Here is a 23,036-nt window from a genome sequence, read left to right as displayed (position 1 = left end):
TGTCAACACTTTTTCACTTTAAAGTGAAAAAATAATGAGAATTTCTGATGGAATTTTAAAGAGTGATTGACATCAGGGCAATGTAATGAAAAACTTGTCCGAAAATGGCGTGATTTGATCGGACATCTGTATTATAATCAAAAAGGAATTAATTTATCTAGGAGGTGTGAAAGATTGATCTATACAACGAAATACGGTTCTCCCATTGGTGAGCTTTTGCTTGCTGAGAAGAACGAGGCATTGGTGGGATTGTGGATGGAGGGCCAAAAATACTTTATGGGTTCGCTGCGGGAAGAAACCAAAGAATGCGGCAGCTCCCTGGTTTTCGATCAGATAAAACAGTGGCTGGACCGCTATTTTCACAAGGAAAAACCGTCCATCCGCGAACTGCCTCTTTCCCCTGCCGGCAGTGTGTTTCGCAGGGAGGTTTGGGACATCTTATGTGAAATCCCTTATGGGGAGGTAACAACTTACGGGGAAATAGCCAAAAAAATAGCCGGCCGTCATGGGCTGGCCCGAATGTCCGCTCAGGCAGTGGGCGGCGCGGTGGGCCACAATCCCATTTCCATTATCATCCCCTGCCACCGCGTAGTCGGAACGAATGGCAGCCTGACAGGATATGCAGGAGGATTAGAGAAAAAGATCCGCCTCCTGATACTGGAGGATGTGCAGATGGATAAGCTGTTTGCCCCCAAAAAAGGGACTGCGCTTTAATGAATTCAAAGAAAAAGAAAGGCGTCAGCATACGAAATCTCCATGGATAACTTTGTATAATATGAATAAAACACTTGTAAATATAGTTGATTTTTAGTAGAATATACCCATGGACATTTCCAGCATGCAGCGGGGCGGTTTACCGCTGTAAATCTAACAGTATCGGAGGAATTCATATGAACGTTTATACCACGGACAAAATTCGAAATGTCGTTTTATTAGGCCACGGCGGTTCAGGAAAGACTACTTTGGCAGAGGCTATGTCATATTTAGCCGGTATTACTAGCCGGATGGGAAGAGTCGAGGACGGAAACACCATAAGTGATTATGACAAAGAAGAGATCAAGAGAAAGTTTTCAATTTCTACTTCCGTGATCCCGCTGGAATGGGAAGGCGTGAAGGTTAATATATTGGATTCTCCCGGATATTTTGATTTTGTGGGTGAAGTGGAAGAAGCGGTTGCGGCGGCTGACGCGGCGGTTATCGTTGTATCAGGTAAAGCAGGCGTGGAAGTCGGTACGGAAAAAGCCTGGGATCTCTGTGAAAAATACAATCTGCCCAGAATGTTTTACGTAAGCGATATGGACGTGGATAATGCCAGTTTCCGTGAAGTAGTGGAAACTTTAACCAATATGTATGGAAAGAAAATTGCGCCTTTATTCCAGCCGATCCGTGAAAATGAAAAATTTGTCGGTTATGTCAATGTTGTTAAGATGGCGGGCCGCCGTTTTATAGACAAAGGAAAAAGGGAAGAGTGTGAGATCCCGGATTATTGTAAAGAGTATCTGGATATATACCGTGAGGCACTGATGGATTCCGTAGCTGAAACCAGCGATGAGTTCATGGAGCGGTACTTCTCAGGAGATGAGTTCTCCGTAGATGAGATTCGCGCGGCCCTTCGGTTCAACATTGATGACTGCTCCATCGTACCGGTGGAGATGGGTTCCGCTGTTGAATTGAGGAACATCCATAATCTGCTGACCGATATCGTAAAATATTTCCCCAGCCCGGATAAACGTCAGTGCGCCGGCTTGAATAAAAAGACAAATGAGATCTTTGAAGGAAATTATGATTTCCAGAAAGCAAAATCTGCTTATATCTTTAAGACAATCGTAGACCCGTTCATTGGTAAGTATTCGTTGATCAAAGTGGTTTCCGGTGTAATCAAGAATGACGATGTGCTGTATAATACAGATAAAGATACGGAAGAGAAACTGAACAAGCTCTATGTACTCCAGGGGAACAAACCCATCGAGGTAAAAGAGCTTCATGCCGGTGATATCGGTGCGATTGGCAAGCTCTCTGCTGCCAGAACCGGTGACACCCTCGCGACGAAAGCGATTCCGATCGCCTATGGCAAGACAGAGATGTCCATACCTTATACATACAAGAGATACAAAGCCAAGAATAAGGGCGATGACGATAAGATATCCCAGGCTCTGAACAAGATGATGATCGAAGATCAGACCATCAAGGCAGTCAATGACGGTGAAAACCGTCAGACCCTGTTATACGGCATGGGAGACCAGCATCTGGATATCATTACCAGCAAACTGCAGGATGAGTATAAAGTGGAAATTGAACTGACCAAGCCAAAGATGGCATTCCGCGAGACGATCCGGAAAAAATCCGATGTGGAAGGAAAGCATAAGAAGCAGTCCGGCGGTCATGGCCAGTATGGCCATGTAAAGATGACCTTCGAACCTTCCGGTGATCTGGAGAAATCTTTCATATTCGAACAGATCGTTGTGGGCGGCGCGGTACCGAAGAACTATTTCCCGGCAGTAGAAAAAGGACTTGCGGACTCCATGCAGAAGGGCCCTCTTGCTGGTTATCCGGTAGTGGGCGTGAAGGCCACCTTATATGATGGTTCCTTCCATCCGGTGGATTCATCGGAAATGGCCTTCAAGATGGCGACGATTCTGGCCTTCAAGAAGGGCTTTATGGATGCTTCCCCTGTATTGTTAGAGCCGATCGCTTCCCTGAAAGTAACGGTTCCGGATAAATATACCGGTGATGTTATGGGGGATCTGAACAAACGCCGCGGACGTGTACTGGGCATGAATCCTACAGCCGGCGGAAAACAGGTGATCGAGGCAGATATCCCGATGATGGAATTGTATGGATACTCCACCGACCTTCGTTCCATGACTGGAGGACGCGGAGATTACAGATATGAGTTCGCCCGTTATGAGCAGGCACCTTCCGATATTCAGGAAAAAGAAGTTGCAGCCAGAGCAGCGGCGGAGAGTGGTTCTGAAGACTCCTGATTAAATTTGAGCAGCCTTCCAAAAAATGGAGGCTGCTCTTTTTATTTGTCTAAAGACCGTATATTATTTTTCCCTACATATACTTATTCTTCCGAAAAAAATATCAGGTACAGGTCATCGGACAGTTTGTCCAGATAAGATTCTTCCAGCTCCCCATATGACCGGATAATGACATCCTTAATATTTTCCAGCCGTTTAAAATATCGTTCTTCCTCAGAAAAATCCGCATCAATCCCCGCTTCCAGTGCATCCACAGCAATCGTCTTTTGAAACCAGGTCAGTATTTCTTCTGTCTGCGCGTTTTCCACCACAACCTGTTCCGATATCTTTTTTGCTGACTTCATAGAGTATACCCCAAAAACAACACAGGCCGCGAACAGAATCCCCATCACACTGAGCATCAGCGTATTGCTTTCCCTTCCGAAGGGGAGCGGCAGAATACCAGCAAATCCAAGCAGGTCCAGAATTAATCCGATCCCCCCGACAATCAAAAATGTATAAGCCGAAGAACGGGTCTCTTCATATCGTTCCTCCGGTTTTTTATAAATACCCATAACCAAACTCCTTTTTTCATGATAGACCCATTCTACCATAATACATCTTGAGCCGCAAATATTATTATAATCAGTTTGTTTCCGGCAGTTTGCCTTTCATTATGCATTTTGCTGATAAAATAGCAGGTACCCTTTACCATGCAGTACACACCGGGAAAAGTTTATAAACATTGCAACCCGGCAAGTATTTGTGCTAGAATGGTACAAGATTGTAAGGAGCAAAGTATGAGGAAAAATGACTGGATGCTGCTGGCGGCGGTGATTGTGATAGCGGCCGGCCTTTATGTGGTAAATACCTGGATTGTCCATAAGCCGGGAAAAGAGGTCGTGGTAACCGTGGAAGGAAAACTGTATGGGACGTATCCTTTAAGTGAAGACACGGTCATCGATATTCAGGGGACTAATCGTCTGGAGATCCGGGACGGTAAGGCAGATATGGTCTGGGCGGATTGCCCGGATAAGCTCTGCGTGCATCAAAAGGCGATACAGCGCAATGGGGAAACAATCGTATGCCTGCCCAATCAGGTGGTGGCCGAGGTAAAAGGAGCCGGAAACTCGGAGGGGGAAGATGCAAAAGGTTTGGATGCAGTTGCGCATTAGGAGGGTGAAAGTTGAAGCATAAAATAGCGTTTCTGGGAATGTTTACCGCATTTGCCCTTATTGCCAGTTATATAGAGTCCCTGATCCCATTTTATTTTGGTATCCCGGGTGTGAAGCTGGGATTGACGAACGCGGTGATTGTACTGGTGTTATATCTGATGGGGACAAAGGAGGCGTTGACCGTATCTTTTGCCAGAATTCTGCTGGCTGGCTTTATGTTCGGCAATCTATACAGTATTTTATACAGTCTGGCCGGAGGAATGCTGAGCTTTCTGGTCATGGTGCTGCTGAAAAGGTTGAACCGCTTCAGTGTGATTGGGGTCAGCATGGCAGGCGGAGTCTTTCACAACGTGGGCCAGATTCTGGTGGCCATGGCGGTTGTGGAGAATGCAAGCCTTGCGTATTACATGCCGCCGCTTTTGATTTCCGGAGTGATTACCGGGATGCTGATCGGTGTAGCGGCCAGGGAGGTTTTGAAAAAACTGCCCGCCGGGAACAGGAGGATAAAATGATCGCTTATATAAAAGGAGAATTGGTTGAGGTGGAGGAAAACGCCCTGATTATCGAAGCGGGGAATATCGGATACCGGGTTTTTATCAGTACACAGACATTATCTGAGCTTCCGGCTGTGGGGGCCCAGATAAAGCTGCACACGTATTTTAATGTCAGGGAGGATGCGATGCAGCTCTACGGCTTTCTGACCAGGGACGATCTGGAAGTATTCCAATTGCTGTTAAATGTAAATGGTATTGGCCCCAAAGCGGCTCTGGGCGTCCTGTCCGGATTGTCAGCGGATGATCTTCGCTTCGCGGTCCTTACGGATGACGCGAAGACCATCTCCAAAGCCCCGGGGATCGGCGGAAAAACCGCGCAGAAGATTATTTTGGAACTGAAGGATAAATTAAAACTGGAGGATGCCTTTGAACGGAAACTGGAGCATAACCTGACCGGAAAGCAAAAGGCTGCCTCGGATGCCAGGGACGAGGCGGTGCAGGCGCTGGTAGCGCTTGGGTATTCCAGCACCGATGCGCTGCATGCGGTGAAAACGGTTGATATCACGGACGATATGGATGTGGAGGCAATCTTAAAAGGCGCGCTGAAAAAGATGTCCTTTTTATAAAAATAGACGCGTATAAGAATCGTATAATAAGGAATGCATTTTAAATAGCAAAAGCAGGACGATAGCGGGAGATTAGTATGGAGAAACGGATTATAACCACACAGACCCTGGAAGAGGATCTGAAAATCGAATATAGTCTGCGGCCGCAGACCCTGGATGAATATATCGGCCAGGAGAAAGCCAAAAAAAATCTGAAAGTTTTTATACAGGCGGCAAAACAGCGAGGGGAGGCTTTGGACCATGTGCTGTTCTACGGCCCTCCCGGGCTGGGTAAGACCACCCTGGCCGGTATCATCGCGCATGAGATGGAAGTGAATATTAAGGTCACCTCAGGGCCGGCGATCGAGAAACCCGGCGAGATGGCAGCGATTCTGAATAATCTGCAGGAAGGGGATCTGCTTTTTGTGGATGAGATTCACCGGCTGAACCGGCAGGTGGAGGAGGTTCTGTATCCGGCGATGGAGGATTACGCGATTGACATTCTGATCGGTAAAGGGGCAACCGCCCGTTCGATCCGTCTGGATCTGCCGAAATTCACGCTGGTGGGGGCGACGACCAGGGCAGGGCTTTTGACCGCTCCGCTGCGGGACCGGTTCGGGGTGGTTCATCATCTGGAATTCTATACGGTGGAGGAGCTGCAGACCATCGTCATCCGTTCAGCGAAAGTGCTGAAGGTCCGGATCGATGCCAAGGGAGCTGAGGAGATCGCGCGACGCTCCAGGGGCACGCCGAGACTTGCAAACCGGCTTCTGAAGAGGACCAGGGATTTCGCCCAGGTGAAATACGACGGCAATATCACGGAGGATGTGGCCAGATTCGCACTGGATCTGCTGGATGTGGACCGGATGGGCCTGGATCAGATCGACCGGACGATCTTACGCACACTGATCGAGAAGTTCAGCGGCGGGCCTGTGGGACTGGATACCCTGGCGGCGGCGATCGGTGAGGATGCCGGAACGATAGAGGACGTCTATGAGCCCTATCTGGTGCAGAACGGCTTTCTGCTCCGTACGCCCCGCGGACGGATGGCGTCCGATCTGACTTACAGCCATCTGGGGTTGGAACATGAGACCATATAAAAAGGTTGTTTTTTAGACAAATTTGTTTATAATAGAAATAGGATGCTTAGGACAGAAGGGGTGAGAATTATGGCAGAGAAGAATCATACGGAAGTGCTGATCGACGGTAAGGTTTACCATCTGGCAGGGGTAGAAGGCGAAGAATACCTGCATAAGGTTGCCACTTACATCAATAACAGGCTGGAAGAATTTAACCAGGTAGAGAATTTTCGCAAGCAGTCGGGCGAGAACCGGAATCTGATGGTTCTGCTGAATATTGCCGATGATTATTTTAAAGCCAAAAAGCAGTCAGATCTCCTGTCCGAAGAGATGGAAGCAAAAGACAAAGAGATGTATGATCTGAAGCATGAAATGATCGCCGCGCAGGTACAGCTGGAGAACATGGAAAAAGCCATGAAGGAAATGCAGACCAAGACCTATGATCTGCAAAAGCAGATCGTGAAGCTGGAAACCGAACTGGACGGGCGTAAGAGATAGCGGAACTTAAGGTAAATGATAAGGCGGGGGCGTGAGATTGTCGAAATCCCACGTCCTTTTTCATTCAAATAGAAGATGACGGAAAATTCCGCAGGCGAAAAGAAAATGCACTATATAACGAAGAATGATAGGAATATGGGAGTAGAAGATATGGACAGGGAACAAATCGAACTGCTGGCTCCGGCCGGTTCTTATGACAGCTTTCGGGCGGCGATGCAGGCGGGCGCGGATGCGGTCTATATGGGCGGGAGCAAATTCGGGGCCAGAGCCTACGCGAATAACCCACAGCAGGACTCTCTGCTGCAGGCACTTCGGGAAGCCCATTTGCGGGGAAAGAAGATCTATCTGACGGTGAATACCCTATTGAAGGAGCGGGAACTTAAGATGGAACTGTACGATTACCTGCGTCCTTATTACGAGGAAGGGCTGGATGCGGTGATCGTGCAGGATGTGGGAGTGTTGTCCTTTATCCGGGAATATTTTCCGGATCTTCCGGTACATGCCAGTACCCAGATGACCATCACCGGCCCGCTGGGGGCGGAATTCCTGGAAAAAGAAGGGGTGTCCCGTGTCGTTCCAGCCAGAGAACTTTCGCTGCAGGAAATCCGTATGATACGGGAACAGACCAGTCTGGAGATCGAGACATTTGTGCATGGTGCGCTGTGCTACTGTTATTCCGGCCAGTGCCTGTTAAGCAGCATATTGGGCGGCAGAAGCGGTAACCGGGGGCGGTGTGCCCAGCCCTGCCGGCTGCCTTATGAATTGACCGGAGGCGCCGTCACAGGATCCAAAGCTGCGGCAGGCCGGGGAAAGCAGGCGGTACCGGTTTCTGCCTCACATTTGATAAGTATGAAGGATCTTTGCACCATTGATCTTCTTCCTGACATTCTGGACGCCGGAGTGACCTCCTTAAAGATCGAAGGAAGAATGAAACAGCCGGAATACGTGGCGGGTGTGGTCCGGATTTACCGGAAATATCTGGATCTGTTTCTGGAAAAAGGGGCAAGGGATTACCGGGTTTCGGAGGAAGACCGCAGAGAATTGGAATGTCTGTTCAGCCGGGAAGGATTCACAAAAGGCTATTACCAACAGCACAACGGACGGAAAATGTTAAGTTTAAACAACGCGGGCGGAGAAATCCGTATGGGAAATCTTATGGAGACGCTGCGCAGAGAATATGTCGAAAACCAATCCAAAGAAAAAATTAATGGTATGTTAATACTTTCTAAAGAAAATCATGCTAAACTCTGTGTTAATACGCAGAGCGCGTCCGTTACTGTGACGGGGGCCTGTGCAGAGCAGGCAGTACAACGGCCTATCCAAAGGGATCAGGTGGAGAAACAGCTTCGAAAGACAGGCAACACTCCATTCTTATTCGGGCAGCTCCAGATCGAAATGGAAGAGGATCTCTTTCTGCCGTTACAGGCGGTCAATGAACTGCGCAGAAATGCCCTGGAGGCATTGGAACGGGAGCTGTTAGCGCCTTTCAGGCGTACTCCTCCTGTAAGCTGGGAGAAAGAGAACGCACAAAGAGGCATGGGCGCGGATGCCTCCAGGGCGCAGGAAAAGGCTCTGTGTATTCGGGCATATGTGGAAGAAACCCAACAGCTGGAGGCGCTTGTCACACTGGAACAGATATCGGATCTGTATGTAAACTACTCTCTTTTTCCCTCTATTTTGGATGAGAAAGCAGAACTGGCTGATCTGAAGAGATGGACACAGGAGGTTCACCGGTATAAGAAAAAATGTTATCTGGTTCTTCCGGTGATTTTCAGGGAAAGCTTAAGACAGGTATTCGAAGGGATCTGGGACAGGCTGATGGAAACCGGTATTGACGGCATCGTTATTCGAAACTACGAGGAGTACGAATTCCTTGAGCGCCATTCGTTTACAAAGCCCGTGGTTACGGATGCCAATGTATATACCTTTAACAAAAGAAGCCGCGCATTCTGGGCAGCAAAGGGCTGCGGCCGGGATACCGCGCCTGTGGAGCTGAACCTGAAAGAGTTAAGAGCAAGAGGCTGCGAAGGCAGTGAAATCATCGCCTATGGGCATCTGCCCATGATGGTATCGGCACAGTGCCTGTTAAAGACAGCGGATCACTGTACCCATGTTCCGGAGACAAGACGGTTAAAGGACAGGTATCAGAAGTATTTTTATGTCAAGAATTTCTGTATGCCGGAAAGCTGCTATAATGTAATTTACAATTCCGTTCCGCTGGTCTTGCTGGATCAGGATAAGGATATCAAGTCCCTGGGGCCTGCGGCCCTCCGGCTGGATTTTACCGTGGAGACCGGAGCAGAGACGTTGAAAACGGCAAAGCTTTATATAGACCGCTATATACACGGCATTCAGACAGACATGCCCTGGAAAGAATTTACACGGGGACACTTCAAGAGAGGCGTAGAATAATGGTTAATGTCATCGTTGAGTTATCCAAATATCTGATGATCATATTGATTGCCATGTATACGTACCAGAGCTATACGGTATTCGGGCATGGGGACCCGGTCCGGCAGAAGAATATCTTCCGGAAACAAAATACGCTGATGTTTCTCATTCATCTGACCGCTTATCTGGTGATGTATTTGAAAACAAATAATCTGCAGATCCTGTTATTCTATGGAGAGCAGGTGATTTTGCTGGCGGCGATCCTGGCTTTTTATCATGTGGCTTATCCAAAGGCTTCGCGTCTGGTGGTCAATAATATGTGCATGCTGCTATCCATCGGCTTTATTATTCTCACCAGGCTTTCCTTTGACAAATCCAAGCGGCAGTTTATGATCGTAGCTGTCTCGGCGGCCGTATCGCTTCTGGTGCCGTTACTGGTGCGGAAGATGAAGTTCCTGCGGCAGCTTACATGGCTGTATGCGGCTGCGGGAATAGGGCTTCTGGGAGTTGTGGCCGTCGCCGGAAGCAGGGTATACGGAGCGAAACTGAATATATCCTTCGGACAGCTTTCCGTACAGCCGTCCGAGTTTGTTAAGATCATCTTTGTGTTTTTCGTGGCAGCGCTGCTCAGCAGATCTACGGAATTCAAGGATATTGTGAAGGCAACCGCGGTAGCGGTGGCTCATGTACTGATTCTGGTGCTTTCCAAAGATCTGGGCGGGGCGCTGATCTATTTCGTAGTCTATCTGATCATGCTTTATGTGGCATCGAGAAAACCTTTATACCTGATGGGCGGGCTGGCCGGGGGCTGTGCCGCCGCTGTGGCCGGCTATTTCCTGTTCGGCCATGTGCGTACCAGGGTACTGGCCTGGAGCAATCCCTGGGACGTGATTGAAAAAGAGGGATATCAGATCACCCAGTCCCTGTTCGCCATAGGAACCGGAGGCTGGTTCGGAATGGGACTTTTTCAGGGATCACCGGATAAGATTCCGGTGGTGGATCAGGATTTTATCTTTTCCGCCATCTCCGAGGAGTTGGGCGGGATCTTCGCGCTGTGTCTGATCCTGATCTGTGTCAGCTGTTTTTTAATGTTTATCAATATTGCGATGCAGATCAAGGATGATTTTTATAAACTGGTGGCTTTGGGGCTGGGGACGGTCTATGGGTTCCAGGTGTTTCTGACCATCGGGGGTGTTACAAAGTTCATCCCCTCCACCGGGGTTACGCTGCCGCTTGTCAGCTATGGCGGAAGTTCTATGCTTAGCACGCTGATTATGTTTGCCATCATCCAGGGCATGTATTTATTAAGAGAAGATGAGGATGTTAAGGCCAATGTTCAAGTTCAAAAACAAAAAAACCGTAAAGGAACAGGAAATTCTGGACCTGGATCTTCAGGACGGGGAAAACGGGACGACAAGCCCGCAAAAGCGAGACGGAAAAAAGAGAAATAGAGAACTATTACTGGTTGCCTATCTGTTTGTAGGGATGTTTACTCTGCTGATGGCCTATTTCGTATATTTTAATACGACCCAGGCGGATGATGTGATTAACAATCCTTATAATTCCAGGCAGGATACTTTTGCGGACCGTTATATCCGTGGGAAAATCCTGGCAAATGACGGGGAAGTCCTGGCAGAAACCGCATTGTCAGGGGACGGTACGGAAACCAGGCGCTATCCCTATAAAGACCTGTTCGCCCATGTGGTGGGATATTCCACGGTAGGAAAAACCGGAATCGAATCCCTGGGCAATTTCAGCCTTCTGTCCTCCCACGCTTTTTTCCTGGAACAGCTGGAAAATGAGTTCAAAGGCGAGAAAAACATCGGTGATAATGTGGTGACCACACTGGATGTGGAGCTCCAGAAGATAGCCTATGACGCTATGGGCAAATATGACGGCGCCGTGGTCGCGTTGGAACCGTCCACTGGAAAAGTGCTGGCCATGGTCTCCAAGCCCACGTATGATCCGAATAAAATACAGGAGCAATGGGAAAAGCTGACCGCTGAGGGAAACGAAAGTACCGCGCTGTTGAATCGGGCGACCCAGGGGCTGTATCCTCCGGGTTCCACCTTTAAAATAATAACCACGCTGAAATATGTGCGGGAGAATGGGAATTATGAGCAGTACAGCTATGACTGCCATGGCGAATTTACGGCTGATGACGTGACGATCAACTGCTATAAGCATAAGTCCCATGGTGTTCAGAATCTGATGGAATCCTTTGCCCATTCCTGTAATTCCTCCTATGCCAATATCGGGATGGACCTGAATATGAAATCCTTTAACAGCTTATGTGACAGCCTTCTGTTTAACAAGGAACTTCCGATCTCGCTCCCTTACAGCAAGAGTAAATTCGCGCCGCCTGCTCAGGATGATACCGCGCAGAAGCTGATGACGGCCATCGGCCAGGGAGAAGGCACACTGGTGTCCCCCATGCATATGGCGCTGATTACCTCAGCGATCGCCAACAACGGTGTGCTGATGAAGCCCTATTTCATTGACCGGATCGAAAATTATACCGGGGATAAGGTAAAACAGTACAAGCCGGCTGAGTATGGCACCCTGCTCTCCGAAGGGGAAGCGGCGCTTCTGAAATCTTATATGATCGATGTGGTGGAAGAAGGGACGGCCACCAAGCTTTCCGGCCAGAATTACACGGCGGCCGGGAAAACAGGAAGTGCCGAGTACAGCAGTAACAAAGCGAAAAGCCATGCCTGGTTCGTTGGCTTTTCCAATGTGGATTCCCCTGACCTGGTGGTCGCCGTGATCCTGGAGGGCGCCGGAGCTGGAAGTGATTACGCAGTACCCGTGGCGAAGAAACTGTTTGCCGCTTATGCTCAAGCTGGGAATGGAGGTGTGAGTTGAGATCAATCTTATATTATCCGGATATTAATATAAAGGATCAGAACTGGCTTCGGAATGCAGTTTTATATTGGGACAAAGTAAGCTCCATCGTTCCAAAAGGGGATAAGACGATTTGCCTTTCCCCTGAAATATGTGAACTTATGGAGCAGGAATGCTATCGTCCAATCTATCCGTCCACTCTGTTTGAATCAGAATTCCTGCCGGATTTCGAAGAAGAAGTCATAGAACGGTTATCCGATCCGCAAAGCCTGCCGGATCCGCGGTCACACAAGTTCGGTTCCTCCGTGAAAGCTGCTTCCTGCGTCCCGGACCTGCGGTTGCCTGGCACGGACTACGGCCGCTATTACATACAGGAGGACAAGCTTCCGTGGCATGAATTACCCGTCCTGCTTCATCAGGAAAAAACCAATGGGAAACTATATGATTTCATGTGTGAGCATAAGCTTTTACACTGGGACGGCAACGGTAACTGGTATGTGCTGGATGAAAGGATCGCCAGACTCTATATGTCCCTTCTTGCAAAATATTTAGCGAAGGCGGAAGGCGGAAGAACCGGCCAATTCATCGCTGTGGGTACGGACCGTCCGGTTAATCTGTCCTATGCCTATGAAAATGTGTGCTCGCCATTGACGAACGGCAGCTGGTGTATTGACTGTGTAATGCAGAATGTACTTCCGACGCCCAGGAAAGGCGTACCTCTTAAGAAAATCCTGTCCTTCCGGAGGCGGTACCGGGATGAGCTGCTCCAATTCCGCCATGAATTAGACTCCTTTGAAAAAAGCTTAAAAACATGCGGGGACGCGCAGGAAATACAAAAATCCAGTGAAAGCTTCCGGGAAAAGATGGAGCTGGAAACAGGAAAACTTATCAGGATCATGCACCAGTCCGGTGTCGAAGCGGCCCTGACCACCGTCAAATCCCTGATTGAACTGGACAGTTCCTCCGTTCCGGCGCTTCTGTCCGCATTGGCCATAGGATCTCACTCCCGTGTCCTCAGTGCCGCAAGTTATGGTATGATAAAAATTACTGCCAGCCGTCTGAACCTTCGGAAACAGCGAAAGGAAATCCTGTCCGATTCCGGCTTCGCCTACCTGTATCACGCGAACACGAAAAAAATGGTTTCTGTCAGAAGGTAACCTAACGCTCCCATACAAATCTCAGGCCCTTCCATATATAACTGGTATTTAACTCCACATATAACTGGCATTTAACTTTATTGACATACCCCAGGAAAAATCGTAAGATAGACGAAGAGAAAATTAGTCGTATTTTGTAGAGAAGTGCGAAATGCGTCACTGGAGGAAAACATGAGGCTTTATGATGGAGCAATCGGTCAATCTTATCAGGTGGTTGATTTGGGATTGGAGGAGAATATCACCCGCAGATTGGAATCCCTGGGGATTAACGAAGGGACCCGGGTGGAGGTTTTTAACAAAAAACGGCACGGGGCTGTGATCATCAAGGTGCGGGGAACCCGCTGGGCAATCGGTAAGCAGGTAGCCAAAGGAATTGATGTAAAGGAGATCGCGCAATGAAAGATAAGATATCCGTCGCATTTGTGGGAAATCCCAACTGTGGTAAGACTACTTTATTTAATGCCTATACCGGAGCCAATCTGAAGGTGGCCAACTGGCCGGGGGTTACGGTTGAGAAAAAGGAAGGTTCCACCACTTATAAGGGCAGTAAATTAAAGCTGATTGATCTGCCGGGCATCTACAGTCTGACTTCTTATTCGATCGAGGAAAAAGTCAGCCGCCAGTGTATTATGAGTGATGACGTTGATGTGATCATTAATATTGTGGACGCGTCCTCCATGGAGAGAAATCTTTATCTGACCATGCAGCTGCTGGAGCTTCGCAAGCCGGTTATACTGGCGCTTAATATGATGGACATTGTGGAGGAGCGCGGGATGGAACTGGATCTGCATCGCCTTCCGGAAATGTTAGGCGGAATTCCGGTTGTTCCGGTATCGGCCAGGAAAAGGACGGGGTTAGATGTACTGCTGCATGCGGTGATTCATCATTATCTGGAAGGACCGGCGGAACATGTCGTAACCTATGACGACACCATTGAGGAAAAGATTGCGAAGTTGGAAGTGGTGATCAAAGCACGCTATCCGGATGCGTCTAATCTTAGATGGCACGCGATTAAACTCCTGGAATACGATGAGGAAGTGATGAATCATCATCCGGTGGATGTGACCGCAATCATAGATCGTAATTATGAAAAAGATATCATTAATCAGAAGTATGATTATATTGAGGAAGTTATTGAGGACTGCCTTTTTTATAAGAAAGAGAAGCTGGCCAGTACGGACCGGATTGATGAGGTTTTGACCCATAGAATCTGGGGTATCCCTATTTTTCTGGGGATCATGGCACTGGTCTTTTTTCTGACGTTTACAGTAGGCGATTTCTTAAAGGGCGGATTTGAAGTCTCGCTGGGCTGGTTATCGGTTTCGGTATCAAATCTGCTCACCAGCCTGCACACGGCCGGCTGGCTGAATTCACTGATCGTGGATGGAATTATCGCGGGAGTCGGGGGAATTCTGACTTTCCTGCCGAACATCTTTATTTTGTTCCTGGCGCTGGCCATATTGGAAGACAGTGGTTATATGGCCCGGGTGGCATACGTCATGGACGGTATCATGGGAAAAGCCGGACTGTCCGGAAAAGCATTTCTTCCTATGATCCTTGGCTTCGGCTGTACGGTCCCGGCCGTCATGGCAACAAGGGCATTGGAACATGAAGGCGACCGGAAAAAGACGATTCTGGTTACTCCATTTATGTCATGTTCAGCAAGACTGCCGATCTATGTGCTGTTCGCTGATATTTTCTTCGAAGATTATGCTATGGTGGCCGCGTTCTCCCTCTATGTGATTGGCGTTGTGCTGGCTATTTTGATAGCCCTCTTATCCAATCGCGTCTTTAAAGGGAAAAGCAGCAACAGTCTGCTGATCGAACTGCCGGAATATAAATCGCCAAATCCCAGAACCATCGCCGTATATGTGTGGGAAAAGGTTAAGGATTACTTGAGTAAAGCGGGAACGACGATCTTCGTCGCTTCCATTGTGATCTGGTTTGTTTTAAACTTCGGAACTACCGGGATGGTATCGGATATCTCGATGAGCTTCGGCGCTGCGATCGGACGCTTCCTGGTCCCGGTCCTGGCCCCGGCTGGTTTAGGCCTGTGGCAGATCGCTGTAGCTCTGATTTCAGGCTTATCGGCAAAAGAAGTTGTGGTATCCAGCTTTGCTGTACTTTTTGGTATCTCTAATGTGAACTCAGCGGCAGGAATGATGCAGATGTCGGAGGCTTTGGGGGCCTATGGATTCGGGCCACTGAATGCTTACGCACTTATGATTTTCTGTCTGTTATATACCCCTTGTATGGCTACGATCGCAACGATTCGCAAAGAGACCAATTCTACCCGGTGGACATTGGGAATGGTCATTTTTCAGTTATTGATCGCATGGCTCGGGGCAGTACTGGTTTATCAAATAGGTAGTCTGTTTATGTAAATATGTATCCACTGGAGCGGACATACTGGAGTGGACATGTCCCAAATTGGAATGGACATGTCCCAGACTGAAATGGACATGTCCCAAATTGAACGATTAGGAAAGGATGCGGATGGAATGAATAAGATTAACTGGGGAATTATGGGGGCCGGCCGGATTGCGGGGATTTTCTCCGCTGCGCTGCGCGCATGCGGGGAGGCGAACCTGTATGCGGTCGGTTCCAGATCTTTGGAGAAGGCCGTTGCGTTTGCCAGGCAGAACCAGATTCAGAAGGCGTATGGCTCCTATGAGGAATTGCTGGCGGATCCGCAGGTGGATATCGTATATGTGGCGACTCCGGCCAGATACCATTACGAGGGAATCAAGAGCTGCCTGCTGGCCGGTAAGAATGTGCTGGCGGAAAAACCCCTGACGATCAACGCGGTTCAGGCGGAAGAACTGATTCTTCTGGCCAGAGAAAAGAAGCTGTTTTTTATGGAAGCGGTTTGGACAAAATGCCATCCCGCCTTTTTGAAACTGCAGGAGTGGATCAGGGAAGGGGTCTTGGGGGAGATCCGGATGGCCGAAGGCCGTTTTTTTACCGCTGCTCCTTCGACACACCGGCTCTATTCCTATGAGAACGGGGGAGGGGCTTTGCTGGATCTGGGCATGTACCCGATCATGTATGCCCAGTCCGTTTTTCACCAGACCCCGGTAAAAGTGGTCAGCCATGCATTTATGGGTGAAAAAAAGGTAGACTATACCAACAGTGTCGTGTTAGAGTATGAAAACGGCGCATATGCACAATTATCCAGCGGCCTGGGACCGGAGAAACTGGTATTCTTCTATATACAGGGGACCAAAGGAAAGGTACTGTTAAATCAGGAATTCTTTTTCCAGGCTACAAAGATCTCAGTGCTGGACTATGATAATCAGGTGATCCGGCAATTTGAAGAGCCGTTTATCTGCAATGGATATGAATATGAGGCGCTGGAAGCCATGCGCTGCCTGCGGGAGGGGAAGACGGAAAGTGACAAGGTGCCGCTTGACGATACCCTGACTGTGATGAAAATTATGGATACCTGCCGGAAGCAGTGGAATTTCCGGTTTGATTTCGAGGAGTAATGGTTGAAAATGAAGGATTGGGTAAAAGGACTGAAAGAGCACAGGCTCTTAGGTGATGGGGCCTTCGGTACCTATTACAGTGGGCTGCAGGGCGGAGCTGCGAAAATTCCCGAATGGGATAATCTGCGCCGGCCGGATCAGGTAGAGCAGGTGCACCGGGCATATATAAAAGCCGGTGCACGATTTTTGCGCGCCAATACCTTTGCTGCCAATACCAGGCGGCTGGAATGCGGCCGCAGGGAAGCCGGACAGGTCGCGGCAGCGGGTTACCGGATTGCCCGGTCTGCCGCTGAGACTTATAGAAGAGAGCATGCACAGGATACGGCAGAAAACAGTATGCTCCTGACAGCGGCGGATATCGGTCCCATTCCAATGGATATCCATCAGACCGCAGAACAGGTCATAGAAGAGTACCGCTACATCTGCGACGCATTTTTAAGTGAGGGGGCCGATCTGTTTTTGTTTGAAACCTTTGCCGATATGAAATATATAGAGCCTGTAATCCTTTGGTTAAAAGAGAAGTCCGATGCGGCTGTCTTCGTATCCTTCTGCGTCAACGGTTATGGTTATTCTAAATATGGTATCCCCGCGTCCAGGCTGCTGGAAGATGCAGCCCGAATGGAAGAGATTGACGGAATCGGCTTTAACTGCGGGATAGGCCCGGGTCATCTGTGGCAGGTGATGAGCAAACTGCAGCTGCCGGAAGATAAGATTATCACCGCATTTCCGAATTCCGGCTATCCGGCTTTGAGTTCCGGGCGGACTGATTTTAAAGATACAAGACAGTATTTTGGACAGAGGATGAACGATATCGCAGAGTTGGGAGTGAACCTGCTGGGAGGCTGCTGCGGTACGAACCCATCTTATATAGAAGCGGTGGGAAAAACGGTAGATTTCCGGCAGACGGCGATCCGACAGATAACGGAAGCTCCGCCGGTGATTCTGGAAAAAGCAGCGGTTGTCAATCCGCTTCTGCAGAAAATGCAAAGGGGTGAAAAAGTGACCGCTGTGGAGCTGGACCCACCCTACGACGCCAATACGAACCGGATTATGGAGTATGCCAATTCCTTAAAGACTGCTCCGGTCGACATGATTACATTCGCGGATTCGCCCATGGGGCGGGGACGGGTGGATTCCATATTGATGGGGACCAAGGTGCTTCATGAGACCGGACTGCCGGTTATGCCCCATATCGCCTGCCGGGATAAGAATACCATTGCTCTGCGGGCCGGGCTTCTGGGCGCGTACGTCAACGGGATCCGTAATTTTCTCGTGGTAACCGGGGATCCGGTAGCCGGAGGGGACAGAGGGGATATCACCGGGGTCTTCGATTTTAACTCCATCACTCTGATGCAGTTTTTAAAAGAGATGAACCAGGAGCATTTCCGGGAGGAACCGATCTGCTACGGAGGTGCCCTCAATCAGGGACGCAAAAATCTGGATGCCGAGATCCGGCGTATGGAGAAAAAGATAGAGGCAGGTGCCTCCTATTTTTTGACACAGCCCATATTTTCTATAGAAGAAACCGAGCGGATCCGTAAAATAAAAAAAGAAGTGGATACCAGAATACTCTGTGGAATCATGCCTCTGGTCAGCTATCGGAACGCATGCTTTATCCGCAATGAAGTGACCGGGATACAGGTACCAGAGCAGGTGATTCAGGCGTTTGATCCCGGGATGTCGAAGGAGCAGGGGGAAGAGACCGGAGTCAGAATTGCCCGGCAGATGATGGAAGAGCTTAAGGATGTGGCGGATGGATATTACTTTATGCTGCCGTTTAACAGAGCGTATCTGGCGGCACGCTGCTTACACTGGAGGGAAAAATGACAAGACAGGAATTCAGAGATTGGACAACAAAGAATCTGGTTATATTGGACGGCGCCACAGGATCTAATCTCCAGAAACGGGGAATGCCATCCGGCGTTTGTCCGGAGGCCTGGATCGCCGGTCATAGGGAAGTGATGCTTAAGCTTCAGCAGGAATATGTGGCGGCGGGTACCAATATTCTCTATGCTCCGACATTTACAGCGAATCGGATTAAGCTTAAGGAATATGGCCTGGAAGACCGGATGGAGGAACTGATTCATTCCCTGGTATCCATTTCCAGGGAGGCTTCCGCCGGACAGGCTCTGATCGCCGGTGACCTGACCATGACTGGTGAACAGTTATCACCTGTAGGGACCCTCGATTTTGAAGAGCTGGTGGATGTATACAAAGAACAGATCGTCCTCCTTGACCAGGCCGGTGTTGATATGCTGGTCGTCGAGACAATGATGAGCCTTCAGGAGACCAGAGCCGCCTTATTAGCTGCCAGAGAGGTCTGCAGTCTGCCGGTCATGGCTACTATGACTTTTAATACCGATGGCAGGACTTTCTATGGAACAGATCCGGCCACTTCCGTAGTGGTACTTCAGAGCCTGGGGGCGGATGCGGTAGGCGTAAACTGCTCATCCGGACCGGACACGATGTTAAACTTCGTGCGGGAGATGAAGAAATATGCCAAGGTGCCGTTGATTGCGAAGCCGAACGCGGGTCTTCCCGGTATCAATGAGGCCGGTGAGACCATATACGATATGGATGCCGATATCTATGTAAAACATATGCATGCGCTGATTGAAGCAGGTGCCACGATTCTCGGCGGCTGCTGCGGTACAACGCCGGAGTTTATACAAAAGCTCTCAGCATCCCTTCCAGACCGCCGCATCACGTTCCAGCCTGCAGCGCCCGTAAGGCTGCTGGCTTCCGAGAGGCAGGTGCTGGCGTTTGGCTTAAGTGAGCGGTTCCATGTCGTCGGCGAGCGGATCAACCCCACCGGTAAGAAAAAGTTTCAGGAAAAACTGCGGACCGGAGATTACGGTATGGTTCGTTCCTTTGCGGAAGACCAGACCGAATGCGGTGCATCCGTGCTGGATATCAATGTGGGAATGAACGGTATCGATGAAAAAGAAACCATGTTAAAGGTGCTGGATGAGGTGATGGCTGTAACCCCCCTCCCGCTGTGCCTGGATACCAGTCATATCGAAGTGATGGAAGCGGCGCTCAGGCGTTATCCGGGACGGGCACTGATCAATTCCATTTCCCTGGAAACGGAGAAGTTTGAGAAACTGCTGCCCATCGCCCGAAAATACGGAGCCATGTTCATCCTGCTTCCTCTGTCCGACGAGGGTCTGCCAAAATCACTGGATGAAAAGAAAAAAATCATCCAAAAGATCCTGGAACGGGCGTTAATCCTTGGGTTCACCAGAGAGGACATCGTAGTGGACGGTCTGGTGGCCACCGTAGGGGCGAATCCCAAAGCCGCCTTAGAGACCCTGGAAACCATCCGCTACTGCAAGGAAGAGCTAGGTCTGGCCACGATCGTGGGCCTTTCCAACATTTCATTCGGCCTGCCCGAGCGCAGTTTTATCAACGCTGCCTTTTTAACCATGGCGATACAGCAGGGCCTGACGATGGCTATCGCGAACCCGTCCCAGGATCTTCTGGTAAACAGTGCGATGGCCGCAGACCTGCTCATGAACAAACCGGATGCAGATCTGGCCTACATCAACCGGATGAATGCCAGAAAGGCGGCTGAAACTCCCGAAACCAACCCGGCCCAGAAGACAGCAGAAGTAAAAGCAGAGCACCCCAAGGTATATGAAAGTGTAATGAAAGGGAACCGCAGCGGTATTCTGAACCATGTAAAAGCTGCGCTTGCGGACGGATACACGCCTTCCGCCATTATCAACGAAATGCTGATCCCGGCCATCCACGAGGTGGGGGAACTCTTCGACAAACAGATCTATTTCCTGCCCCAGCTGATATCCAGCGCGGAAGTTATGAAAAAGGCGATCGAATATCTGGAACCTATGCTGGAACAGGATGAAGACCAAAAAGAAAAGCCGGTCATCGTCATCGCCACCGTCGAGGGAGACATTCACGACATCGGCAAGAACCTGGTCGGACTGATGTTAAAGAACTGCGGTTACGACGTCATAGACCTGGGAAAAGATGTCCCCAAAGAACAGATCGCAAAAGCTGCCATGGAACATCACGCAGCCATAATCGGCCTGTCCGCGCTGATGACCACCACAATGCAGGAAATGCGCCATGTCATCGCCTACGTAAGAGAACTCGGCATCGAAGCCAAGGTAATCATCGGCGGCGCCGTGATTACCCAGAGCTACGCAGATGAAATCGGAGCGGACGGCTATTCCAAAGATGCCGCTGAGGCGGTGAAATTAGTCGAACGGCTGCTGGGGGAGGGGTAGTCTTCAGAATGTCGGGCCGCTCTGCGCACCCCCTCGATTGGTGAAGGCTAAGTTCCATGTTCGAATGGTTGAGTAATGTATCAGGTAAATCTAAAGCCCTTAAAGTGAGTTTATAGTATTAAGGGCAGATATTCCGATGCTCTACTACTTAAGCACAGTAAAGTGTTGAAATTCTATTTGACAAAAATTTTAAGACTTGATAGAATAACACTTAGTACAATTCTATAAAGAAAGCAGGTTGTCTGTATGGATCAAACCGTATTATCTATGTTGGTTGACAATACCTCCGGTGTGTTAAGCAGAGTGGCGGGCTTGTTCAGCCGCAGAGGCTATAATATCGAAAGTCTGACCGTAGGAGTGACAGCAGATCCCAGATTTTCCAGGATGACGGTAGTTGTCCGCGGAGATGAGGTGATTATTGAGCAGATCGAGAATCAGCTTCGTAAGCTGGTGGATGTGGTTGATATCAAAAAGTTATTGGATAAGGAATCAGTGAGCAGGGAATTGATCCTGTTAAAGGTGAGGGCCCAGGCCGATGATCGCCAGGCGATTATAGCGGTGGCAAATATTTTCCGGGCGAATATCGTGGATGTGGCGCCGGATTCCCTTATTATCGAGTTGACGGGAAATCAGTCCAAGCTGGACGCGTTTATCGGTCTGTTATCCGGATATGAGATTCTGGAACTGGCCAGAACCGGGATTACCGGACTGTCGCGCGGTTCTAAGGATGTCAGGTATTTTGATTAGAGAGTGCTAGAGGCTTAAATAACCTTTAACCATATTTTGCCGGGAGATTCCGGCATACATTTTATAAAAAATGGAGGATGAGTAAAATGGCAAAGATTTTTTATCAGGAAGATTGCAACCTGGCTTTACTGGAAGGTAAGACCATCGCAGTCATCGGCTATGGCAGCCAGGGACATGCACATGCATTGAACCTTAAGGAGTCCGGTTTTCATGTGATTATCGGCCTGTACGAGGGCAGTAAATCCTGGGCTAAGGCAGAAGCAGCCGGATTTGAAGTATATACCGCGGCAGAGGCTGCAAAGAGAGCAGACATCGTAATGGTCCTCATCAATGATGAGAAGCAGGCGAAGATGTACAACGAATCCATCGCTCCGAACCTGGAAGAGGGTAACATGCTGATGTTCGCCCATGGTTTCGCGATTCATTTCGGACAGATCATACCGCCGAAGAATGTGGACGTCATCATGATCGCTCCGAAGGGACCGGGCCACACCGTAAGAAGTACATATCAGGAAGGTAAGGGAGTTCCCTGCCTGATCGCTGTTCATCAGGATTACACCGGTAAAGCGCATGATATCGGCCTTGCTTATGCACTGGGGATCGGCGGCGCAAGAGCGGGTGTCCTGGAGACGACCTTCCGTGAAGAGACAGAGACCGACCTGTTCGGTGAGCAGGCTGTTCTGTGCGGCGGCGTGACAGCCCTTATGAAATGTGGATTCGAAGTTCTGGTGGAAGCTGGATATGAGCCGGAGAGCGCTTATTTCGAATGTATCCATGAGATGAAACTGATCGTAGACCTGATCTACCAGAGCGGTTTCGCCGGCATGAGATATTCTATCTCCAACACGGCGGAGTACGGCGATTATATTACCGGACCGAAGATTATCACCGAGGATACCAAGAACGCTATGCGTCAGGTTTTAAAAGACATCCAGGAAGGCGTATTCGCCCGCAACTGGCTGTTAGAGAACCAGATCGGATGCACCAACTTTAACGCGAAGAGAAGAATGGAATCGAAACATCAGCTGGAGGAAGTCGGCGCAGAGCTTCGTAAGCTGATGAGCTGGACAGATGAGAAAAAACTGATTGATAACTGATTTGTAGTTCCATCTGGATCTTTCGGCATAAAGCTGGAGGATATAGAAAATTACGAAATGATTTTAATGTAAATAAGCGAGTAAAAGCAGACTCCCGATTTACAATGAACTGCTTCCCGTCAAGTAGACAATTAAAAAAAATAAAAATTATTTCTGCCACCAGATGCGATTAGCTGGTGGCAGTTTTTATGCTGCCAACATATATTGTTCGTATTTTTCAAAAGGAGTTAATACTCCCAAATTTCTTT

General features: G+C 49.1%; 19 protein-coding genes. 18 read left to right on the top strand and 1 reads right to left on the bottom strand.

Going from position 1 to position 23,036, the window contains the following annotated elements; all coding sequences use genetic code 11:
* Window positions 1–174 precede the first annotated feature (174 nt).
* The gene (locus tag KTH90_RS19450; protein WP_238727291.1) at window positions 175–714 is read left to right on the top strand and encodes a methylated-DNA--[protein]-cysteine S-methyltransferase; all 540 of its coding nucleotides are present in this window, start codon (window positions 175–177) and stop codon (window positions 712–714) included.
* 176 nt (window positions 715–890) lie between these two features.
* Window positions 891–2,984, top strand: a complete 2,094-nt coding sequence (locus tag KTH90_RS19445) for an elongation factor G (RefSeq protein ID WP_158355002.1) — start codon at window positions 891–893, stop codon at window positions 2,982–2,984.
* Between the two features lie 83 nt (window positions 2,985–3,067).
* On the opposite strand, the gene KTH90_RS19440 is transcribed toward KTH90_RS19445, so the two are convergent.
* On the bottom strand, window positions 3,068–3,538 hold the full coding sequence (locus KTH90_RS19440; RefSeq protein WP_158355004.1) for a hypothetical protein: 471 nt from the start codon (window positions 3,536–3,538) through the stop codon (window positions 3,068–3,070).
* A 225-nt stretch (window positions 3,539–3,763) separates the two neighbouring features.
* On the opposite strand from KTH90_RS19440, the gene KTH90_RS19435 reads away from it, so the two are divergent.
* The 16 genes from KTH90_RS19435 to ilvC all read left to right on the top strand — a co-directional run bounded on the left by KTH90_RS19435 (window position 3,764) and on the right by ilvC (window position 22,788).
* Window positions 3,764–4,138 (top strand): NusG domain II-containing protein, encoded by a 375-nt coding sequence (locus KTH90_RS19435; protein WP_238727290.1) that lies wholly within the window; start codon window positions 3,764–3,766, stop codon window positions 4,136–4,138.
* An 11-nt stretch (window positions 4,139–4,149) separates the two neighbouring features.
* Window positions 4,150–4,650: a Gx transporter family protein gene (locus KTH90_RS19430; RefSeq protein ID WP_238727289.1), complete on the top strand. Its 501-nt coding sequence runs from the start codon at window positions 4,150–4,152 to the stop codon at window positions 4,648–4,650.
* Window positions 4,647–5,258 carry a Holliday junction branch migration protein RuvA gene (gene ruvA, locus KTH90_RS19425; protein WP_158355008.1) on the top strand — a complete coding sequence of 204 codons (612 nt, stop codon included), beginning with the start codon at window positions 4,647–4,649 and terminating at the stop codon, window positions 5,256–5,258. Before KTH90_RS19430 ends, ruvA begins: the two co-directional genes overlap by 4 nt.
* A gap of 77 nt (window positions 5,259–5,335) precedes the next feature.
* Complete coding sequence (gene ruvB / locus KTH90_RS19420; protein ID WP_238727288.1) at window positions 5,336–6,337, top strand: Holliday junction branch migration DNA helicase RuvB; 1,002 nt, start codon at window positions 5,336–5,338, stop codon at window positions 6,335–6,337.
* A gap of 66 nt (window positions 6,338–6,403) precedes the next feature.
* Window positions 6,404–6,814 carry a cell division protein ZapA gene (locus KTH90_RS19415; protein ID WP_158355041.1) on the top strand — a complete coding sequence of 137 codons (411 nt, stop codon included), beginning with the start codon at window positions 6,404–6,406 and terminating at the stop codon, window positions 6,812–6,814.
* A 150-nt stretch (window positions 6,815–6,964) separates the two neighbouring features.
* Entirely contained in the window at window positions 6,965–9,226 is a 2,262-nt protein-coding gene (locus KTH90_RS19410; RefSeq protein ID WP_238727287.1) for a U32 family peptidase, read from the top strand.
* Window positions 9,226–10,656 carry an FtsW/RodA/SpoVE family cell cycle protein gene (locus tag KTH90_RS19405; protein WP_238727286.1) on the top strand — a complete coding sequence of 477 codons (1,431 nt, stop codon included), beginning with the start codon at window positions 9,226–9,228 and terminating at the stop codon, window positions 10,654–10,656. The genes KTH90_RS19410 and KTH90_RS19405 overlap by 1 nt, the downstream gene beginning before the upstream one ends.
* Entirely contained in the window at window positions 10,538–12,070 is a 1,533-nt protein-coding gene (locus KTH90_RS19400) for a peptidoglycan D,D-transpeptidase FtsI family protein (protein WP_238727285.1), read from the top strand. The genes KTH90_RS19405 and KTH90_RS19400 overlap by 119 nt, the downstream gene beginning before the upstream one ends.
* Complete coding sequence (locus KTH90_RS19395) at window positions 12,067–13,206, top strand: DUF6236 family protein (RefSeq protein ID WP_238727284.1); 1,140 nt, start codon at window positions 12,067–12,069, stop codon at window positions 13,204–13,206. Before KTH90_RS19400 ends, KTH90_RS19395 begins: the two co-directional genes overlap by 4 nt.
* Before the next feature lie 171 nt (window positions 13,207–13,377).
* Window positions 13,378–13,605 (top strand): FeoA family protein, encoded by a 228-nt coding sequence (locus KTH90_RS19390; protein ID WP_158355018.1) that lies wholly within the window; start codon window positions 13,378–13,380, stop codon window positions 13,603–13,605.
* Window positions 13,602–15,590, top strand: a complete 1,989-nt coding sequence (feoB, locus tag KTH90_RS19385; protein WP_158355020.1) for a ferrous iron transport protein B — start codon at window positions 13,602–13,604, stop codon at window positions 15,588–15,590. The genes KTH90_RS19390 and feoB overlap by 4 nt, the downstream gene beginning before the upstream one ends.
* A 117-nt stretch (window positions 15,591–15,707) precedes the next feature.
* Window positions 15,708–16,694, top strand: coding sequence for a Gfo/Idh/MocA family protein (locus KTH90_RS19380; protein WP_238727283.1), 987 nt, complete (start codon window positions 15,708–15,710; stop codon window positions 16,692–16,694).
* A gap of 9 nt (window positions 16,695–16,703) precedes the next feature.
* On the top strand, window positions 16,704–18,521 hold the full coding sequence (locus KTH90_RS19375) for a bifunctional homocysteine S-methyltransferase/methylenetetrahydrofolate reductase (RefSeq protein WP_238727317.1): 1,818 nt from the start codon (window positions 16,704–16,706) through the stop codon (window positions 18,519–18,521).
* Window positions 18,518–20,944, top strand: a complete 2,427-nt coding sequence (locus KTH90_RS19370) for a homocysteine S-methyltransferase family protein (RefSeq protein WP_238727282.1) — start codon at window positions 18,518–18,520, stop codon at window positions 20,942–20,944. The genes KTH90_RS19375 and KTH90_RS19370 overlap by 4 nt, the downstream gene beginning before the upstream one ends.
* A 246-nt stretch (window positions 20,945–21,190) precedes the next feature.
* The gene (gene ilvN, locus KTH90_RS19365; RefSeq protein WP_158355029.1) at window positions 21,191–21,691 is read left to right on the top strand and encodes an acetolactate synthase small subunit; all 501 of its coding nucleotides are present in this window, start codon (window positions 21,191–21,193) and stop codon (window positions 21,689–21,691) included.
* A gap of 86 nt (window positions 21,692–21,777) precedes the next feature.
* Window positions 21,778–22,788 carry a ketol-acid reductoisomerase gene (gene ilvC, locus KTH90_RS19360; protein ID WP_158355031.1) on the top strand — a complete coding sequence of 337 codons (1,011 nt, stop codon included), beginning with the start codon at window positions 21,778–21,780 and terminating at the stop codon, window positions 22,786–22,788.
* Window positions 22,789–23,036 lie beyond the last annotated feature (248 nt).

It is taken from the genome of Diplocloster modestus, assembly GCF_019042245.1.
GTDB lineage: Bacteria > Bacillota > Clostridia > Lachnospirales > Lachnospiraceae > Diplocloster > Diplocloster modestus.
Note: the sequence above shows the minus strand (reverse complement) of the source record. Positions and strands in the feature narration are given on the sequence as shown.

Coding starts and splice junctions, on each gene's coding strand:
- KTH90_RS19445 (WP_158355002.1), top strand. CDS start 891: ATGAACGTTTATACCACGGACAAAATTCGAAATGTCGTTTTATTAGGC.
- KTH90_RS19440 (WP_158355004.1), bottom strand. CDS start 3,538: ATGGGTATTTATAAAAAACCGGAGGAACGATATGAAGAGACCCGTTCT.
- KTH90_RS19435 (WP_238727290.1), top strand. CDS start 3,764: ATGAGGAAAAATGACTGGATGCTGCTGGCGGCGGTGATTGTGATAGCG.
- ruvA (WP_158355008.1), top strand. CDS start 4,647: ATGATCGCTTATATAAAAGGAGAATTGGTTGAGGTGGAGGAAAACGCC.
- ruvB (WP_238727288.1), top strand. CDS start 5,336: ATGGAGAAACGGATTATAACCACACAGACCCTGGAAGAGGATCTGAAA.
- KTH90_RS19410 (WP_238727287.1), top strand. CDS start 6,965: ATGGACAGGGAACAAATCGAACTGCTGGCTCCGGCCGGTTCTTATGAC.
- KTH90_RS19405 (WP_238727286.1), top strand. CDS start 9,226: ATGGTTAATGTCATCGTTGAGTTATCCAAATATCTGATGATCATATTG.
- KTH90_RS19400 (WP_238727285.1), top strand. CDS start 10,538: ATGTTCAAGTTCAAAAACAAAAAAACCGTAAAGGAACAGGAAATTCTG.
- KTH90_RS19390 (WP_158355018.1), top strand. CDS start 13,378: ATGAGGCTTTATGATGGAGCAATCGGTCAATCTTATCAGGTGGTTGAT.
- feoB (WP_158355020.1), top strand. CDS start 13,602: ATGAAAGATAAGATATCCGTCGCATTTGTGGGAAATCCCAACTGTGGT.
- KTH90_RS19380 (WP_238727283.1), top strand. CDS start 15,708: ATGAATAAGATTAACTGGGGAATTATGGGGGCCGGCCGGATTGCGGGG.
- KTH90_RS19375 (WP_238727317.1), top strand. CDS start 16,704: ATGAAGGATTGGGTAAAAGGACTGAAAGAGCACAGGCTCTTAGGTGAT.
- KTH90_RS19370 (WP_238727282.1), top strand. CDS start 18,518: ATGACAAGACAGGAATTCAGAGATTGGACAACAAAGAATCTGGTTATA.
- ilvN (WP_158355029.1), top strand. CDS start 21,191: ATGGATCAAACCGTATTATCTATGTTGGTTGACAATACCTCCGGTGTG.
- ilvC (WP_158355031.1), top strand. CDS start 21,778: ATGGCAAAGATTTTTTATCAGGAAGATTGCAACCTGGCTTTACTGGAA.